Origin of the sequence: Flavobacterium qiangtangense (assembly GCF_042658345.1) — a bacterium.
In the GTDB taxonomy this organism is placed as follows: Bacteria; Bacteroidota; Bacteroidia; order Flavobacteriales; family Flavobacteriaceae; genus Flavobacterium; species Flavobacterium qiangtangense.
In genome coordinates, this window is record NZ_JBHSQB010000004.1 from 411,701 (window position 1) to 430,762 (window position 19,062).

Sequence of the window (19,062 nt, forward strand, 5' to 3'; positions counted from 1 at the left end):
TTTTACTTATGGCTTTCTGGTTTCAATTCTCTTTTCATAGTTTCAACGGCTTTTCTTTCGCTTAATTTATAAGGATACAAATGCGAAATCCCGCTTTCGTATTGCCACGGAATATCGTTTGCTTCAAATTGTTCGTAAGCCTGAGCGTTTCTGACAAAATTTGGATCTAATAATAAAGGTCTTCCCAACGCGACTAAATCCGCTCTTCCGTTTAAGATGATCGTATTAATTTGGTCGATATCTTGAATCGTTCCTGTCGTAATTGTTGGAATATCAATTGTATTTTTAATAGCGTCAGAAAACGGAGTTTGGTACATTCTTCCATAGCCTGGTTTTTGTTTGGCAACAGTGTAACCTGTGGAAACATTGATAATATCGACTCCAGATTCCTTAAATGCTTTTGCAATTTCTAAAACATCTGCTTCAGAAATACCGTTTTCAGCCCAATCAAAAGCAGAAATTCTGATTGAAATTGGCTTGTTTTGATCAAAATTTTCTCGAACCGCTTTAAAAACTTCCAAAGGAAATTTTAATTTGTTTTCAATGCTTCCGCCAAATTCATCCGTTCTTAAATTTGTCAATGGCGATAGGAAGGACGCCAGCAAAAACCCGTGGTTTGCTTGAATTTCAATCATATCAAATCCAGCTTCTTCGGCATTTTCTGTGGCTTGAATAAATTCTGAAATTACCATTTTCATATCTTCCGCATCCATTTCCTTTGGAACAGGCATTCCATTTTTATACGGAATTGCAGAAGCTGAAAGTAAGTCCCAAGATTTTTCCAACGGAATATTATAACCTTCAGAGGGCAATTTTACACCACCGCGTCTTCCTGAATGTCCGAGTTGAATTGCTATTTTTGCTTTACTATTTTTATGTACAAATTCAATAACTTTTTTCCAACTATCTATCTGTTCTTTAGTATTTATCGTTGCGCAACCTAAAGTAACTTTTCCAATATCTGAAACAGCAACAGATTCTGTAATAATCAGTCCAACGCCGCCAATTGCACGACTTCCATAATGAACCAAATGCCAGTCAGAAATCAATCCGTTTTCAGCAGAATATTGTTCCATCGGCGCCATCACAATTCTATTTTGCAAGTGCATTTTTCTTAAATAGTAAGTCGAAAAAGCAGGTGGATTTTTAAGATTTTCATTTCCAATTGACTGATTAAAATTTGCTAAAACCGCATCAGTAAAAGACGAATCTCTTATGGCTAAATTTTCAAAAGTCACTTTCTTGGAGCGCGTCATTACGCCAAAAGCGAACGGCAAAAAATTGTGTTTTATATGGCGATCCATATCTTCAAACCATTCAAGCGAAACCTTTGCGGCGTGCTGAATCATTTCAACGCGCTGGCGACGTTTGTTATCGTATTCTTGAAAAGCTTTTTGGATATTATCTTGATTTTCAACAATAGAATCGGCCAAAGCAATCGCACATTCCATCGCCAATTTTGTTCCAGAACCAATCGAATAATGTGCTGTAGCTTTGGCATCTCCAAGCAAAACAACATTATCTTTATACCAATTTTTATTCGTAATTATTGGGAAATTTCGCCAATGCGATCTGTTCGAAATCAGTCCGTGGCCGTCTAATTCTTCCTTGAAAATATCTGAAAGTTTTTGGATCGTATCTTCTTCATTAGTAGTTTCAAAACCAGCCTTTTCCCAAGTGTTTTCGGTTGTTTCAAAAATCCACGTGCTCATTCCTTCTTCATATTGATACGTATGCGCGACGAAAGTTCCGTGGGGCGTTTCTCTGAAAAAATAAGTGAATGCGTCCAATGGTTTTGTGGAACCCATCCAAACAAATTTATTTTTTTGCAATACAGTTGTAGTTCCAAAATCTTCCTTAAATTGTTCTCTTATTCCGCTGTTTATTCCGTCTCCAGCGACAATTACATCGGCATCTTTGAATTGTAAAAGATCATCAACGTTGTGCTCAAAATGTAAATTTACAGCTTCTTCTTTACAGCGCTGTTGCAATAATTGAAGCAAAGTTTTTCGGGAACAGCCACAAAAACCGTTTCCGGTAATGCGGATCTTTTCTCCGTTTCTGGCAACATCCAAATCATCCCAGTAAGCAAAACGGCTTCTGATCAAGTTGTATGATTTTGGATCTCTTGTCAAAAATTCACTCAAAGTTTCATCCGAAAAAACCACTCCAAAACCAAAAGAATCGTCTGCTTTATTGCGTTCATAAAGATCAATTTGACAATCTGGAATCGCTTTTTTGACCAAAATCGAAAAGTATAAACCTCCGGGACCGCCACCAATTACTGCTATTTTCATGATGTTTTTCTGAAAAAATTAAGTTCTTTTTATGTCGAAAATTTCTCCGAGTTTTGCATATCCGGCGCCAGCCAATCTTGAAACTGGCTTGTAATTTTCTAAATTTATTTTGTGATTTTCAAGCAATACTTCGTCGTTGAAATGAAACATCACGATTTTTCCGATGATGATTGTTCCACCTCCAAATTTGTGATTTTCTAAAGTATAATGATGCACCAATTCGCATTCAAAAGAAACCTGACTTTCTAAAACTCTGGGTGGTTTAATTTTGATAGAATCAATAGGAGTAAGGCCTGCTAATTCAAATTCATTCACATCGTGTGGCACATTTTGTCCCGTGATATTCATTTGTTCGACAATTTCTTCTGTAACCATATTGACCACAAATTGCTTGGTTGTCAAAACGTTATTCAATGTATCTTTTTTATGATTATTCGCGTGAGAAGTTGAAAACATTACGTGTGGCGGATCGTCGCCAACGACATTAAAAAAGGAAAAAGGAGCGAGATTTGGAATTCCATCTTCGCTTATTGAGGAAATCCAGCCAATTGGGCGGGGAATTATCGCTCCAGTGAGCAATTTGTAAATTGCACGCTGGTCTAAATCTTCAGGATTGAATTGCATTTAGTTTGTGTTTGTACAAATTAAAGAAAATTTTTAGAACAATTTTTAATGAAATGTATTTTTAAGTTCTAAAAATTATTGATATGGCAATTTTATGACGATTTAGATCAAGCGAAATTTTATTTTTTAATTCTTAAAAGAGTGTTAAGTTCACGCATGTCATTAAAAACGATAGCACCTTTTTCTGCTAATTCTTGATGATTAAATCCGTTTGATAAACCATAAACCTTGAAGCCACCCTTGATTCCAGCTTCAATTCCCGGAAGACTGTCTTCAATTACAACGCACTGCGAAGGAAGAAATCCCATTGCCTTTGAAGCGTGAATATAAATTTGTGGATCTGGTTTCCAGTGATTTATGTCGTAAGCGCTAAAAATTGTTTCTGGCGTAAAAAATTGTAATAATCCGGTTAAGCCGAGATTTAGTTCGATTTTTTGTCTTGGCCCGTTGGAAGCTACGCAAAACGGGACTTCGATTTTTGCCAATAATTCTTGAACGCCATCTTTTGGTTGTAATTCTTTTCGGAATTTTTCATAGGAAATCGCTCTATATCTTGACTCAAAATCTTCCGGAAATTTGGAATTTGCAATTGCTTCTAAGTTGCTTATTATTTCTTGCATCGGCTTTCCGCAGAATTTATAAACAGCTTCCTCAACGGTCATATTTACGCCAAAATCTTTCACAATTTCTACTAAAACGGATAACATTATCGCTTCGGTATCGACCAAAACATTGTCGCAATCAAAGATGATGCATTCGTATTTTTGAGCTGATTTAGATTCCATACTTACAATTTTCAATAATTTTAAAGGTAAGGCGGAAAAGCTTTCGAAAGAAATCAAAATCTACTAAATTTAAATTAAAGATATTTGTACTATGGATTTATTCAATACCGAAATAGGCGCGGATAGAAATTTACTTCCGAAAGATGGAACGGTAAATTATTATGGAAAAGTTTTTTCGCAAGCGGAAGCCAATCATTATTACCAGACGCTTTTTTCGGAAATTGACTGGAAAAATGATGAAGCGATTATTTTTGGAAAGTTGATTGTAACCAAGAGAAAAGTGGCTTGGTATGGAGATTCTGAATTTGAATACACTTACTCAAATAGGACTAAAAAAGCACTTTTTTGGACACACGAACTTTTGGAGTTGAAAAAAAATGTTGAAGAAATTACGGGAGAAACTTACAATTCTTGTCTTTTAAATCTCTATCATTCGGGCGAAGAAGGAATGGCTTGGCACAGCGACGGCGAAAAAGATCTGAAGAAAAATGGCGCGATTGCTTCATTAAGTTTTGGAGCAACAAGAAAATTTGCGTTTAAACACAAAGAATCAAAAGAAGTTGTCAATATTATTCTCGAGCCCGGAAGTTTAATTGTGATGAAAGATGAAACACAAACTCATTGGTTGCATCGATTGCCTCCGACGAAAACGGTTCAATCTCCGAGAGTAAATTTGACTTTTAGAACAATCGAAAATTTTTCTAAATAATTATTTTTCAAAGCTTTAATAACTGAAAATTTAAAGCAACAAAAGCTTATTTCCAAGTTCGCAAATCACCAATATATTCCGTATTTTTGCATTTGAAAACAGAAAAAAATGCAACAATATATTAGCCAGCTTAATGATGCCCAACAACAGCCAGTTCTTCAAAAAGATGGGCCAATGATCATCATTGCGGGAGCAGGTTCAGGAAAAACCAGAGTATTAACCATCAGAATTGCTTATTTGATGCACCAAGGCGTTGACGCGTTCAACATTTTGTCATTGACTTTTACGAACAAAGCCGCTCGTGAAATGAAAAAGCGTATTTCTGATATTGTGGGTTCAACCGAAGCAAAAAACCTTTGGATGGGAACTTTTCACTCGGTTTTTGCCAGAATTCTTCGTTCTGAAGCTGATAAATTAGGTTATCCGTCAAATTTCTCGATTTATGATTCGCAAGATTCCGTTCGATTAATCAGCTCGATTATTAAGGAAATGCAATTGGATAGAGATGTTTACAAACCAAAACAAATTTTGGGCAGAATTTCTTCCTATAAAAATAGCTTGATTACCGTAAAAGCATATTTCAATAATCCAGAATTGCAGGAACAAGACGCAATGTCAAAAAAACCTCGTTTGGGTGAAATTTACCAAGCTTATGTGGAAAGATGTTTCAAAGCTGGCGCAATGGATTTTGATGATTTATTATTGAAAACCAATGAATTGCTGAATCTTTTTCCAGATGTTTTGGCAAAATATCAAAATCGTTTCAGATATATTTTGGTTGATGAGTACCAAGATACAAATCACTCTCAGTATCTGATTGTTAGGGCTTTATCAGATAAATTCCAAAATATTTGCGTGGTTGGGGATGATGCTCAGAGTATTTATGCTTTCCGAGGCGCGAATATTAACAACATTTTGAACTTCCAAAAAGATTACGCTGGAGTTCAAACTTATAGATTGGAACAAAATTACCGTTCTTCAAAAAATATTGTTGAAGCGGCGAATTCCATCATTGATAAAAATAAAACCAAATTAGATAAAATTGTTTGGACGGCTAATGATGATGGTCCAAAAATTAAAGTACATCGAAGTTTAACTGACGGTGAAGAAGGTCGTTTTGTGGCTGGAGAAATCTTTGAAAAAAAGATGCAAAACCAGATGAACAACGGAAACTTCGCCATTTTATACCGAACCAATGCACAATCGCGTGCGATGGAAGACGCCTTGAGAAAACGCGACATTCCATATAGAATTTATGGAGGTTTGTCTTTCTACCAAAGAAAAGAAATCAAGGACGTTTTGGCTTATTTGCGATTGATTATCAACCCAAAAGATGAAGAAGCTTTGATTCGTGTGATCAATTATCCGGCGCGTGGAATTGGCGATACGACGGTTGAAAAACTGACAATTGCTGCCAATCATTACAAGCGTTCGATTTTTGAGGTGATGGAACATATCGACAAAATTGACTTGAAATTAAACACCGGAACTCGTGGCAGAATTTCTGATTTTGTAACCATGATCAAGAGTTTTCAAGTGATTGATCAAAATCAAGATGCGTTTTATTTGTCAGAACATGTGACGAAAAAAACGGGTTTGATTCAAGAAATGAAAAAAGACGGCACGCCTGAAGGTATTGCCAAATTGGAGAATATCGAAGAATTATTAAACGGTATCAAAGATTTTATTGAAGGCCAAAAAGAAATTGATGGTGCGAGAGGCGCTCTCTCTGAATTTATGGAAGATGTGGCTTTGGCAACCGATTTAGATAAAGATACAGGCGACGATGATCGTGTTGCTTTGATGACGATTCACTTGGCAAAAGGACTTGAATTTCCATACGTTTTTGTCGTGGGAATGGAAGAAGATTTGTTTCCGAGTGCAATGTCAATGAGCACGAGAAGTGAATTGGAAGAAGAAAGACGTTTGTTTTATGTGGCTTTAACAAGAGCCGAACATCAAGCTTATTTGACGTATGCGCAATCGCGTTACCGTTGGGGAAAATTGACAGACTCAGAACCATCACGATTTATTGAAGAAATTCACGGACAATTTTTAGAATATTTGACTCCAAATGAAGGAAGTTATCGCTATAAACCAATGATTGATATTGATGTTTTTGGCGACGTTGATAAATCGAAATTGCGTTTGAATAAACCACAAGCAGGAATTCCTCCAAAGAAATATGGTGAAGATTCTGAACCAAATACCAGCGTGAGAAGACTGAAGCCCGTATCCTCAAACGGATCTTCTTCTGTGAGTTCATCGAATCTTCCGGATAGCAAGTTGAATGTTGGAAATGTTGTGATGCACGAACGTTTTGGAAAAGGCGAGGTTTTAAATATCGAAGGAGTTGGCGCTGATAAAAAGGCGGAAATTAAATTTGAAGTGGGCGGCATCAAAAAATTATTGCTTCGTTTTGCGAGATTGGATGTTTTATCATAATGCATTTTTAAAGAAAAAGTTGTAACTTTATAAGAACACAACTACAATTTTATGGCACAATTTATAAAAATATACCCTCAAAATCCAAGCGAAAAAGAGATTGCAAAGGTAGTTAAAGTTTTGAAAGACGGCGGTTTAGTAATTTATCCAACAGATACCGTTTATGGTTTGGGTTGCGATATTACAAACACGAAGGCTTTAGAACGCATTGCAAAAATCAAAGGAATTAAACTTGAAAAAGCGAATTTCTCTTTTGTTTGTCACGATTTGAGCAATATTTCAGATTACGTAAAACAAATCGACACTTCGACTTTTAAGCTTTTGAAGAGAACATTACCTGGTCCGTACACTTTTATTTTACCAGGAAATAATAATCTTCCGAAGGAATTTAAGAAGAAAACAACTGTCGGGATCCGTGTGCCAGATAATTCAATTGCTTTAGAAATCGTGCGACAATTAGGAAATCCGATTGTTTCCACGTCTATTCATGATGATGATGATGTGATTGAATATACAACTGATCCAGAGTTGATTTTTGAGAAATGGCAAAACTTAGTTGATGTGGTAATTGACGGAGGTTATGGCGACAATCAAGCTTCCACAATCATTGATTTATCCGAAGGAGAACCTGTCGTAATCAGGGAAGGAAAAGGCCCAATTGATTTCTTATAATTTTCTTACTTTTCTGGCAAAATATTTGCTATTGTAATAATTAATCATAATTTAGCACCACCAATTAAGAAGTCCTACTAGTGATAACAATACTTACCATATGCTATTCTTAATTTAAATATTTAATTGGTTATTAATAAACAAAATTGAGGATACATAAAAAGCAGGCTTTTGGGCCTGCTTTTTCATTTAAACTATTTAAAATCAGCTTATTGTTTCGCTGACATATTTTTCATTTCTTTTTCGATCATATCATAGAATTGATCAATTTTTGGAAGAACCACAATTCTTGTTCTTCTGTTGATTGCTCTGTTTTCTGCAGAATTGTTATCCACTAATGGAATATAATCAGCTCTACCTGCGGCGATCAATTGTTTTGGATTCACATTCAATTCTTGCAATACTCTGATGATCGAAGTTGAACGTTTCACGCTCAAATCCCAGTTGTCAAGGATAACTCCGTTTGATTTGTAAGGCACGTTATCTGTGTGACCTTCAACCATACACTCAAAATCTGGTTTGCTGTTTACCACTTTAGCCACTTTAGCCAAAACTTCTTTCGCTTTGTCACTTACTACGTAACTTCCGCTTTTGAAAAGCAATTTATCAGCAATTGAGATAAATACAACTCCTTTTTCCACATTGATTTGGATGTCTGGATCGCTGATTCCCACTGAACTTTTTAAGCTAGTAACGATTGCCAAAGTCACAGAATCTTTTTTAGTCAAAGCATCTTGCAATCTTGTGATTTTCAAGTCTTTTTCTTTCAAGCTTTCCAATGATTTCTCAAGGTTTTCAGCTCCTTTTGACGACAATGTTGTCAAATTACCCATATTGTTAATCAAGTCAGAATTGTTCTTTTTCAAGAAATCCAGTTGATTAGCAAATGCTTCTCGTTCAGTCAAGCACGTGTTCAGCTTAACGGTTGCCGTATTCAGTAAGTCCTGAATCTCTTTGTTTTTTGCTTCTAATTCAGCAATTTTTTTCTTTGAACCGCACGAGGTTAACGTGAACGCTACTAAAGAAAGTATCAAAACAGCTTTTCTCATAGTTTTAAAATTTAGTGATTTTAACAAATTTAAGGATTAATAAAAGAGTAAATAACGTTCGATGCTATAAACTATTGTTAAAATTGGATTCAAATACCTTGCCTTTTTTGATGAAATGATAGTAAACGATGCTGTTTATTTTGTAGTAATTAACATATTGATTTGATTCTCTTTTATTTAAAAATTTAAAAATTAATAAATAAAAATAAAAGTGTGCTTTCAAAATCGCCCATAGATGTGGAAACTTTCCGTGTAATGCGAACTGAATTCCCGCTTGACCGTCTAAAAACAATCTTACAAACATAGTTTGAAACAATTTTCGCTGTGGCACATTCTTCAGCATCATCCACAAAGAGTTTCTGAAATTTAAAAAAGTTTTATGCGGACTAGATTCTTTTAAAGTCGCTCCGCCAACGTGATAAACCGTTGATTTTCCGGTATATTTTACTTTATAATTTAAGTTGAACGCGCGCCAGCATAAATCAATTTCTTCTTGGTGGGCAAAAAAATCTTCGTCAAAACCATTTAATTTTCTAAAAATTTCCTTCCTAATAAAGAAGCAAGCGCCGGAAGCCCAAAAAATATCAATCTCGTCATTATACTGATTATTATCTTTTTCTAAGGATTGAAAAATTCTGCCACGGCAAAAAGGAAAGCCATATTTGTCGATAAAACCACCGCCAGCACCAGCATATTCAAACATTTCTTTGTTTTTGTAATCCAGAATTTTCGGTTGAATGATTGCTGTTTCGGGTTGGTTTTCAAAGATTTCTAAAATAGGAGCAAGCCAATTTTCAGTCACTTCAATATCAGAATTGACCAAAGCATAATAGTCCTCTTCCACAAAACGCATCGCCTGGTTGTACCCTTTGGCAAAGCCAAAATTATCAGTGTTTTGGATGATTTTTATAGACGAAAAAGTGTTTTTCACAAAGGAAATAGAATCATCAGAAGAAGCATTGTCAGCCAAATAAATAGTGGCTTCCGGAGAAAATCGAACAATCGATGGAAGAAATTCCTCTAATAATTTTTTGCCATTCCAATTTAAAATTACGACCGCTATTTTTTTCATTTGACTTCTTCGATTTTTTGATTGCTAGACTTCTTAGAATTTATCAGCTTTTAAACCGTAAATTCAGGAAGCTCTTGAAGAAAATTATATTTTTCTTCGCCATAATCCATTTGGCAAAAATAATGATTTAAGCCATTGGTCACCATTAAATATTTTGATTCTAAAGCCATATTGTAACGAGCGATTTGGTCAAAAGTATCTTGGCTGATTTTTATGTCGGTAGATTTGCATTCAATCAATAAAAATAATCTTCCATTTGGCTGAAATACAACAACATCATAGCGTTTAACTAAACCATTAAGTTTAATTAATTTTTCCACATTTATATATGATTTTGGATATTTTTTTTCCTGCAAAAGATACTGAACCACGTTTTGGCGCACCCATTCTTCTGGCGTAAGCACGATAAATTTTTTACGGATTTCATCGAAGATAGCGACTTTATTTTCGCTATTTTTGAATCGAAATTTATAAGCAGGAAAATTGAGCTGTTGCATAAGACAAAGATAGTTTTTAGAAAAGCAATAGGCAATAGGCAGACAGCGATAAGCTTTTGTATTTTAGATAATTTATAGGAATAAAACACACATTCAATTGGACGAAGTAGTAAAAATTGTCAACGACATCAAAGCCGGAAACATCAAACCAATTTATTTTTTAATGGGAGAAGAGCCTTATTATATTGATAAATTGACTGAATTTATGGAAGCTAATCTTTTGGCAGAAGAAGAAAAAGGTTTTAACCAAACCATTCTTTATGGTCGCGATGTAACAATCGAAGATGTGGTTTCCACGGCAAAACGGTATCCGATGATGGCTGAAAGACAGGTTGTTATCGTGAGAGAAGCGCAGGAATTAGTCCGAACTATCGATAAGTTAGAAAGTTATGCTGAAAATCCGATGCCTACGACAGTTTTGATTTTTGCTTACAAATATAAAACGCTTGACAAAAGGAAAAAGGTAACCAAAGTTTTGGGCAAAAATGGTTTGGTTTACGAAAGTAAAAAGCTTTATGAAAACCAAGTGGGAGATTGGTTGAAGCGCGTTCTTGCTGGGAAAAAACTAAATATTGAACCAAAAGCTTCGGCGATGTTGGTTGACTTTCTGGGAACCGATTTGAGTAAAATTGCCAATGAATTAGACAAATTAGCAATTATTTTACCCCAAGGAAGCATAATTACACCGGAAGTTATTGAAGAGAATATCGGTTTCAGCAAAGATTTTAATGTGTTTGAATTGCGAAAGGCTATTGGCGAAAAGAACCAAAAAAAGGCGTACCAAATTGCGAAATATTTTGCTGATAATCCAAAAGACAATCCGTTGATAGTGACCGTCGGACAGACTTTTGGGTTCTTTATTCAACTTTTAAAATACCACGGATTGAAAGACAAGAATCCTAAAAACGTGGCTTCTGCATTGGGAATAAATCCGTTTTTTGTAAAGGAATATGATGTGGCAGTGAAGAATTATCCGATGAAAAAGGTGAGCGCAGTTGTGGCTACATTGCGAGATATTGATGTAAAAAGCAAAGGTGTTGGAGCAAGCAGTTTAGGAAATGGCGATTTGATGAAAGAAATGTTGGCGAAGATTTTTTCTTAATTTCAACGTATGAATTTTAGAATCGAAATCCTTCCTGAAAAGAAATTGGTAGTTTTAACTCAAAAAATGTCAATTTTTGAAAACAAAACATTTCTTCTTTGGAATTCATTTATGAAACGAAAAGGCGAAATTCAAAATGCAATTGGTTCGGATTTATTTTCTATTCAAATTTATGAAAGCAATTATTTTGAAGGATTTAATCCTAAAAAAGAGTTTCTAAAAATGGCTGGTTTGGAAGTGAATTCTCTTGAAAATATTCCGAATGGAATGGAAGCTTATGTGTTGAAAAGTGGAAAATATGCTGTTTTTGAATACAAAGGAAATCCGAAAAGTGGAGGCGAAGCTTTTCAATATATTTTTCAAGAATGGTTTCCAAATTCAGGTTTTTCATTAGATAATCGACCGCATTTTGAAATTTTAGGAACAAAATATAAAAACGACAGCGACGAAAGCGAGGAAGAAATTTGGATTCCGATAAAATAACAAATTATGAAAACTAAAATAATTACTTCCTGTTTATTGCTTTTGAGTTTGTTTAAAATGAATTCTCAAGATTTTGTAAAACCTTTTACAATTGGAGAATCAAGAATTTTAAAGTCAGCAATTCTTAATGAAAACCGCACATTAAATATTTATCTTCCGGAAGGTTTTGACAAAACGAAAAGTTATCCAGTTATTTATTTGCTGGATGGTTCGGCTAATGAAGATTTTTTGCACATTGTTGGCCTGGTTCAATTTTACAAAATGCAATTTAATATGCCTGATTTCTTGGTTGTAGGAATTGCAAATGTCGATAGAAAGCGAGATTTTACTTTTCATACAGATTTAAAAGATTTACAGAAAGACTATCCAACGACAGGACATTCAGTAAAATTTATTGAATTTATCGAAAAAGAATTGCAACCGTTTATTAATAAAACCTATAAAACGACCGAAACAAAATACATCATCGGGCAATCGCTCGGCGGACTTTTGGCCACAGAAATTCTTTTGAAAAAGCCTTCACTTTTTACACATTATCTGATTGTAAGCCCTAGTCTTTGGTGGGATAACGAAAGTCTTTTGAAAGAAGCGAATCATCTTCTCGAACAACAAAAAGTGATGAACCAATACGTTTATATTTCTGTGGGAATGCAGGAGGACAAGATTATGGTGAAAGAAGCGCAAGAAATTGCTTCGATTTTAAAGAAGTCAAACCAAAAATTGAAAGTCGAATATCTTCCATTAGAAAAAGAAAATCACGCGACAGTTTTACATCAAAGTATCAGTGAAGCGTTTAAGAAATTGTTTCCTTTTAAGGATTAAGTGCTTGCAATATTCTTTCAAAAAACAATTTAAATCACGATATTTGCGCTTGCTATAAAAAGAATAAAACAAAAAACTATGGGGATGAATAAAAATACCATTTTAGGATGGGCCACTTTTATAATGATATTGATGGGAATGCTATTGATTGGTCTTGGTGCGTTTCGTTATAATGACGTTGCAGGCTGGGGATTTGGCGCCGTCGGGATTGGTTTTTTTGCAATTGCCTGGGTTTTCAGTTCTTTAAAAGGAAGAGTTTAAAATAGTTATGAATTATGAGTTTCAAGAGGTTGTAAAACCTTTGAAATCTAATAATCTAAGAAGTCTAAAAATTTAATAATCAATATATGTCTGACGATAAAAAAGTAATTTTTTCAATGCAGAAATTGAGTAAAACCTACTCAAGCAGTGATAAACAAGTTTTAAAAAATATTTACCTGAGCTTTTTCTACGGAGCAAAAATTGGTATTCTTGGTCTCAACGGTTCCGGAAAATCTTCTTTGTTAAAAATTATCGCCGGAGTTGATAAAAACTATCAAGGTGATGTTGTTTTTGCGCCAGGATATTCTGTAGGTTATTTGGAACAAGAGCCACAATTAGACGAAAATAAAACGGTAATTGAAATTGTAAGAGAAGGTGTGGCTGAAACGATGGCGGTTTTAGAAGAATACAACCAAATCAACGATTTATTTGGTCTTGAAGAAAATTATTCAGATCCAGATAAAATGGACAAATTGATGGATCGTCAAGCGGCTCTGCAAGATAAAATTGATGCTTTGGGCGCTTGGGAAATCGATACAAAATTAGAAATTGCGATGGATGCCTTGCGTACTCCAGAACCTGATACGCCAATAAAAGTGCTTTCTGGTGGAGAAAAAAGACGTGTGGCTTTATGCCGACTTTTGTTGCAACAGCCAGACGTTTTGCTTCTAGATGAGCCAACAAATCACTTGGATGCGGAATCTGTTCTTTGGTTAGAACAACATTTGGCGCAATATTCTGGAACGGTAATTGCCGTAACGCACGACCGTTATTTCCTGGATAATGTAGCTGGATGGATTCTTGAATTAGACAGAGGAGAAGGTATTCCGTGGAAAGGAAACTATTCTTCTTGGCTAGACCAAAAATCAAGCAGAATGGCTTTGGAAGAAAAAGTAGCTTCAAAAAGAAGAAAAACTTTAGAGCGTGAGTTGGACTGGGTTCGTCAAGGTGCAAAAGGCCGTCAAACGAAGCAAAAAGCACGTCTTCAAAACTATGACAAGCTTTTAAATGAAGACCAAAAACAACTAGACGAAAATCTAGAAATCTATATTCCAAACGGACCTCGTTTGGGTACAAATGTTATCGAAGCGAAAGGTGTTGCCAAAGGTTATGGCGATAAATTGCTTTACGAAGATTTGAATTTCACGTTGCCACAAGCAGGAATTGTTGGAATCATCGGGCCAAACGGTGCTGGTAAAACGACAATTTTTAGAATGATCATGGGCGAAGAAACTCCGGATAAAGGTGAATTTTCAATCGGAGAAACAGTGAAAATTGCTTATGTTGATCAAGCTCACTCTAACATTGACCCAAATAAATCAATCTGGGAAAACTTCTGTGACGGTCAAGAATTGATCATGATGGGAGGAAAGCAAGTGAATTCTAGAGCTTATTTGTCGCGTTTCAACTTTGGCGGAAGCGACCAAAATAAAAAAGTGGCAACACTTTCTGGTGGTGAAAGAAACAGATTGCATTTGGCAATGACTTTGAAAGAAGAAGGAAACGTTTTGCTTTTAGATGAGCCAACAAATGATTTGGATATCAATACTTTAAGAGCGCTGGAAGAAGGTTTAGAAAACTTCGCAGGTTGTGCGGTTGTAATTTCTCACGACAGATGGTTTTTAGACAGAATTTGTACACACATCCTTGCTTTTGAGGGGAATTCAGAAGTATATTTCTTTGAAGGAAGTTTCTCTGAATATGAAGAAAACAAGAAAAAACGTCTTGGCGGTGATTTAACTCCAAAACGTATCAAATACAAAAAACTGATTAGAAATTAGTTCTTACAAAAATCTCGGCATTGTCCGAGATTTTTTTTTAAAATATAGCGTATATTTGGATAAAATTTAATTATTCTATGCCCCAAATTAGACTAATTTCATTTATTATTTTCTTGCTGTTTTCGTACCACTTCAGTTTCTCCCAAGAATTGAAAAAGAAAGATGTTAGAAAAGAAATTTATGAATATATCTGCGAGGCAGATGCTTTGCTGACGGAGCTAAAATTTAAGGAGTCACTTCAGATTTCGAAAAAGGCGCTCAACTTAGCCTACAAAAATAAGCAGTACGACTACGTTGCGATGTCGTACAATACGATTGCGGGCAGTCATGAAGAACTTTTTGACACTAAAAAAGCGCTTGCTTATTATGAAAAGGCATTGACTTTTGCCAATAAAACTACCAATGACACGATAAAAGATTGGATCCACAATAACCTTGGAAACATTTATAACTTCGACTTAAAGAATTATGACAAAGGAATTTACCATTATCAAAAGTCGTTAGCTTACGCCAAAAAAAACAAAGATACTTCTGAAATAATTTTTACTGAATTAAACCTGACTTGGGCTTATTTCAACAAAAAGGAATTTGCTTTAGGACTACCACACTTGAATTACATCAGCCAAAATATTTCTAATTATGGCGATTTAGAATCTCACGTGATCATGAACAACCTTTTTGGGATGTATCATAGCTCGCAAAATAATGAAAAAAGTGCAGATTTTTACTTCAAAAAAGCGATCGAGTTAGGAATAAAATATAAGCAAGACATGGCTTTGGTAGACGCTTATGAAGAATATTCAAAACATTTGTACCAAATCAAAGATTTTAAATTGGCGTATGACGTTAAAGGTCAATATGAAAAATTGAAGGACGAAATTCACAACCAAGAAAAGTTAAAAAGTGCGCAAATTGCTGGAATCCAGATTGAATTAGACGAATCAAAACGAGAAATCAACGAAATTGAGCTTGAAAAATATGCGCAAGAAAAGAATTTAAGATATTCAAAAATTATTGTGGTTCTGTTTTTGGCGGTTTTAATCGTATTACTTTTGCTACTTTATACTTTTTACAGAAATAATTTATTTAGAAAAAAAGTAAACCAGCAATTGCTTGAAAACAATGCCGAATTAAAAATTGCAAAAGATAAAGCGGAAGAATCATCGATTTTAAAAAGCCAATTTATTTCGACAGTTACCCACGAATTGCGAACGCCATTGTATGGCGTCATTGGAATTACTGACTTAATTTTAGACGAACATCGCGAATTAGAAAACAGTCCGCATATTAATTCTTTGAAATTTTCGGCCAAATATCTTTTGTCTTTGGTCAATGATTTATTGCAAATTCATAAAATTGAAGACAGAAAAATTGTTTTAGACGAAACGCCCTTAAATGTCTTGGATGAAATTGAGAAAGTAAATCAGGCGCTTCAATTTATCGCGATAAAAAATCAGAACAAAATCGTTGTTGATGTGGATCAAAATATTCCTGAATATTTGATAGGAGATAAGCTTCGTCTTTCGCAAATATTGGTAAATCTAACCAGCAACGCCTTAAAATTTACCAAAGACGGCGAGATTAAATTAAAAGCAAGTTTAGAAAAAAAGGACAGGAATTTACATTTTATAAAATTTGAAATTGCTGACAATGGAGTAGGAATTGCTCCTGAAAACCAAAATAAGATCTTCGAAAAATTTGTTCAAATTGACCGAAAAGAAGGCGATTACCAAGGAACTGGTTTGGGACTTTCGATTGTAAAAAAGCTTTTGGAATTATTGGGAAGCCAGATTCATTTGAAAAGCGAAGAAAATTTGGGAACGACAATTACGTTCACGATTCCTTTTGAATACAATCAAGAAACTACTCAAAAATACATAGAAAATATTGATGTTGACACCACAAGCGCCTCAAATTACAAAATTTTGGTGGTGGAAGATAATAAAATAAATCAGCTTGTAACTCGCAAAATCATTGAGAAACATAACTTTCAATGTATTGTTGTTGATGACGGTTACGCGGCGTTAGAAATCTTAAAAACTGAAGTTTTCGACGTAATTTTAATGGACATTAATATGCCGATAATCAATGGTTTTGAAACTACTAGAATGATTAGAAGCATGGGAATTACGGTTCCAATTGTAGCGTTAACGGCGTTTGACAAAGATGAAGTTACTGACGAAGCAAAACTTTCTGGGATGAACGATATTTTGATCAAGCCATTTGAGCCTGTTCGACTTTTTCAAGTGATCAGCGCCCAAATTGCTCGATCTAAATAATTATTTTTTGAAATTTATTTCTGCGTAAACCGGAAAGTGATCAGAAGGATATCTGCAATTTTTAGAATCACTCAAAGTAGCAAATTTTGTAACTTCCATTTTATTTCTGTTGATAAAAATATAGTCAATTCGCATTGTCACAGGTTTGTTAAATTCAAAATTACTGAAGGTTCCTTCTGGACCAAAAACAATTCCGGTGCATACTTTTTGAGCATCGTCTAATTCTTCTTTGATCAATTTTAAAGGAAGCGTTTCTGACTCCAGATTAAAATCTCCGGTCAAAACCACAGGAAGATTTTCTTTGTTAATCTCTTTTATTTTAGCCAAAATTAATTTAGAACTTTCCGCTCTTGCGATATCTCCAACGTGGTCAAAATGTGTGTTGAAAATCCACATTTTTTTCTTCGTAGTTTTATTTTGGAACAAGCCATAAGTGCAAACTCTTGGATAGGCCGCATCCCAAGCTTTTGAAGGCGTTGACGGAGTTTCTGACAACCAAAAAGTATTTTCTTCTAACAATTTAAACTTATCTGAATTGTAAAAAATAGCGCTGTGTTCTCCTTTTGATTGTCCGTCATCACGACCTTTTCCGATGAATTTATGCGAAGTTAAAACTTGGTCGATATATTCCATTTGATTTGGTAAAGCTTCTTGAACTCCCATAAAATCTGGATTGTAAAATTTTACTTGATCGGTTAAATATTCTTTTCGGTTGGACCATTGATTTTCTTTGTCGCTTGCGGTATCAAGGCGAAGATTGTAGCTCATAATTTTTAAATCTTGAGCCGAAGCAGTAATTTGGGACATAATTAAAAAGGTAAAAAATAGTTTTTTCATTCGTATTTGTTTTGGGTAGGATTTCTCACAAATTTAAAACAAAAACGCCGGTTAGTACCAGCGTTTTTTATTCTTTTTTGAAGCATCAGATTTTCTTGAATTGTTCTCTTTTGCTTTATTTTCTCCAAATTTGGTTTTATTTCTCAAATCAGGTTTCGCATCCAGACTTCCTTCTTTCCAAGGATAAGGATGGTCATTTACGGTTTTGATATTGACTTTTACCAATTTCTGAATATCTTTCCAATAACCTTCTTCGTCTTTTGAACAGAAAGAAATTGCGATGCCACCGTTTCCGGCACGACCCGTTCTTCCAATTCTATGCACATAAGTTTCTGGAATATTTGGCAGATCAAAGTTGATAATAAAAGGCAATTTGTCAATGTCAATTCCTCTCGCTGCAATGTCTGTAGCTACTAAAACGCCAACTTCCTTGCTTTTAAAAGCGTCTAAAACACGCTGTCTTGCGTTTTGAGATTTGTCTCCGTGAATCGCTTCTGCAGCAATTCCTTGTTTTCTCAAGGCTTTAACTACGTTATCGGCTCCGTGTTTTGTACGGGAAAAAACCAAAACATCTGAAATGTCCTCGTTTTTAATCAAATGATATAAAAGCTGACGTTTGTCTTCTTTGTTCACAAAATAAACGCGTTGTTCCACAGTTTCGGCCGTAGAAGAAACAGGAGAAACAGAAACATATTCTGGTTTTGTCAAAAATGTTTCGGCTAATTCACGAATTGCCATTGGCATTGTTGCCGAAAATAAAAGCGTCTGTCTGTTTTTTGGCGTAAGCTTCACAATTTTCTTTACGTCGTTGATGAAACCCATATCCAGCATTTGGTCGGCTTCATCTAAAACTAAAGTGTGCAAATGGTCTAAATCAATAAAACCTTGCTTGTGCAAATCCAATAATCTTCCTGGTGTTGCAATCAAAATATCAACGCCTTTTTTCAAAGTGTCGACTTGCGGCACTTGGGAAACGCCACCAAAAATGGTCAGCTGATTTAAATTCGTATATTTTGCATATGTTTCAAAACTTTGCCCGATTTGAACTGCTAACTCACGAGTGGGAGTAACGACAAGGGTTCTGATAACTTTTGCCTTTTTTGACGAACCAACAATGCGGTGAATATGATGAATGATAGGAATTGCAAATGCGCCTGTTTTTCCGGTACCGGTTTGTGCGCAGCCGACAAGGTCATTTCCCGCTAAAATAATCGGGATTGATTTTTCTTGAATTGGCGTTGCTTCCAAATAACCGATTTCAAAAACGGCTCGCTGTATACTTTTGGAAAGTGATAAATCTTCGAATAACATAAAATGTAAATTAATTCTCTGCAATTTTCGCAAAGA

Annotated in this window: 17 protein-coding genes; 9 read left to right on the top strand and 8 right to left on the bottom strand. The window is 35.0% G+C overall.

Going from position 1 to position 19,062, the window contains the following annotated elements; translation table 11 throughout:
- Positions 1–2 precede the first annotated feature (2 nt).
- From ACFPVY_RS05005 to ACFPVY_RS05015, 3 genes are all read right to left on the bottom strand, one after another.
- A complete protein-coding gene (locus tag ACFPVY_RS05005) occupies positions 3–2,297 on the bottom strand; it encodes an oxidoreductase (RefSeq protein WP_379790747.1) in 2,295 nt (764 codons plus the stop codon).
- 18 nt (positions 2,298–2,315) lie between these two features.
- Positions 2,316–2,921, bottom strand: coding sequence for a flavin reductase family protein (locus ACFPVY_RS05010; RefSeq protein WP_379790749.1), 606 nt, complete (start codon positions 2,919–2,921; stop codon positions 2,316–2,318).
- A 119-nt stretch (positions 2,922–3,040) separates the two neighbouring features.
- On the bottom strand, positions 3,041–3,706 hold the full coding sequence (locus ACFPVY_RS05015; RefSeq protein ID WP_379790751.1) for an HAD family hydrolase: 666 nt from the start codon (positions 3,704–3,706) through the stop codon (positions 3,041–3,043).
- Between the two features lie 91 nt (positions 3,707–3,797).
- On the opposite strand from ACFPVY_RS05015, the gene ACFPVY_RS05020 reads away from it, so the two are divergent.
- The 3 genes from ACFPVY_RS05020 (at position 3,798) to ACFPVY_RS05030 (ending at position 7,532) form a co-directional block, all read left to right on the top strand.
- Positions 3,798–4,415, top strand: a complete 618-nt coding sequence (locus ACFPVY_RS05020) for an alpha-ketoglutarate-dependent dioxygenase AlkB family protein (protein WP_379790753.1) — start codon at positions 3,798–3,800, stop codon at positions 4,413–4,415.
- A 108-nt stretch (positions 4,416–4,523) separates the two neighbouring features.
- Positions 4,524–6,860 (top strand): ATP-dependent helicase, encoded by a 2,337-nt coding sequence (locus ACFPVY_RS05025; protein ID WP_379790755.1) that lies wholly within the window; start codon positions 4,524–4,526, stop codon positions 6,858–6,860.
- A gap of 51 nt (positions 6,861–6,911) precedes the next feature.
- On the top strand, positions 6,912–7,532 hold the full coding sequence (locus ACFPVY_RS05030; RefSeq protein ID WP_379790757.1) for an L-threonylcarbamoyladenylate synthase: 621 nt from the start codon (positions 6,912–6,914) through the stop codon (positions 7,530–7,532).
- Positions 7,533–7,741: 209 nt separating this feature from the next.
- Here ACFPVY_RS05030 and ACFPVY_RS05035 read toward each other — a convergent pair whose 3' ends face one another.
- From ACFPVY_RS05035 to ACFPVY_RS05045, 3 genes are all read right to left on the bottom strand, one after another.
- Complete coding sequence (locus tag ACFPVY_RS05035; protein ID WP_379790759.1) at positions 7,742–8,581, bottom strand: OmpA/MotB family protein; 840 nt, start codon at positions 8,579–8,581, stop codon at positions 7,742–7,744.
- A 64-nt stretch (positions 8,582–8,645) separates the two neighbouring features.
- Complete coding sequence (locus ACFPVY_RS05040) at positions 8,646–9,653, bottom strand: glycosyltransferase family 2 protein (RefSeq protein WP_379790761.1); 1,008 nt, start codon at positions 9,651–9,653, stop codon at positions 8,646–8,648.
- 50 nt (positions 9,654–9,703) lie between these two features.
- Positions 9,704–10,150, bottom strand: coding sequence for a type I restriction enzyme HsdR N-terminal domain-containing protein (locus tag ACFPVY_RS05045; RefSeq protein WP_379790763.1), 447 nt, complete (start codon positions 10,148–10,150; stop codon positions 9,704–9,706).
- 97 nt (positions 10,151–10,247) lie between these two features.
- Here ACFPVY_RS05045 and holA point away from each other — a divergent pair, with 97 nt between their 5' ends.
- The 6 genes from holA (at position 10,248) to ACFPVY_RS05075 (ending at position 16,878) form a co-directional block, all read left to right on the top strand.
- Positions 10,248–11,252 carry a DNA polymerase III subunit delta gene (holA, locus tag ACFPVY_RS05050; protein ID WP_379790765.1) on the top strand — a complete coding sequence of 335 codons (1,005 nt, stop codon included), beginning with the start codon at positions 10,248–10,250 and terminating at the stop codon, positions 11,250–11,252.
- A gap of 9 nt (positions 11,253–11,261) precedes the next feature.
- A complete protein-coding gene (locus ACFPVY_RS05055) occupies positions 11,262–11,735 on the top strand; it encodes a GyrI-like domain-containing protein (protein ID WP_379790767.1) in 474 nt (157 codons plus the stop codon).
- Between the two features lie 6 nt (positions 11,736–11,741).
- A complete protein-coding gene (locus tag ACFPVY_RS05060; RefSeq protein WP_379790769.1) occupies positions 11,742–12,557 on the top strand; it encodes an alpha/beta hydrolase in 816 nt (271 codons plus the stop codon).
- A gap of 84 nt (positions 12,558–12,641) precedes the next feature.
- Complete coding sequence (locus tag ACFPVY_RS05065) at positions 12,642–12,818, top strand: CAL67264 family membrane protein (RefSeq protein ID WP_379790771.1); 177 nt, start codon at positions 12,642–12,644, stop codon at positions 12,816–12,818.
- A gap of 86 nt (positions 12,819–12,904) precedes the next feature.
- On the top strand, positions 12,905–14,599 hold the full coding sequence (gene ettA, locus ACFPVY_RS05070) for an energy-dependent translational throttle protein EttA (protein WP_379790773.1): 1,695 nt from the start codon (positions 12,905–12,907) through the stop codon (positions 14,597–14,599).
- Positions 14,600–14,676: 77 nt separating this feature from the next.
- The gene (locus tag ACFPVY_RS05075) at positions 14,677–16,878 is read left to right on the top strand and encodes an ATP-binding response regulator (RefSeq protein ID WP_379790775.1); all 2,202 of its coding nucleotides are present in this window, start codon (positions 14,677–14,679) and stop codon (positions 16,876–16,878) included.
- Here the strand turns inward: ACFPVY_RS05075 and ACFPVY_RS05080 are convergent, their stop codons facing one another.
- Positions 16,879–17,715 carry an endonuclease/exonuclease/phosphatase family protein gene (locus ACFPVY_RS05080; RefSeq protein ID WP_379790777.1) on the bottom strand — a complete coding sequence of 279 codons (837 nt, stop codon included), beginning with the start codon at positions 17,713–17,715 and terminating at the stop codon, positions 16,879–16,881.
- 51 nt (positions 17,716–17,766) lie between these two features.
- Positions 17,767–19,026 carry a DEAD/DEAH box helicase gene (locus tag ACFPVY_RS05085; protein WP_379790779.1) on the bottom strand — a complete coding sequence of 420 codons (1,260 nt, stop codon included), beginning with the start codon at positions 19,024–19,026 and terminating at the stop codon, positions 17,767–17,769.
- Between the last annotated feature and the right edge of the window lie 36 nt (positions 19,027–19,062).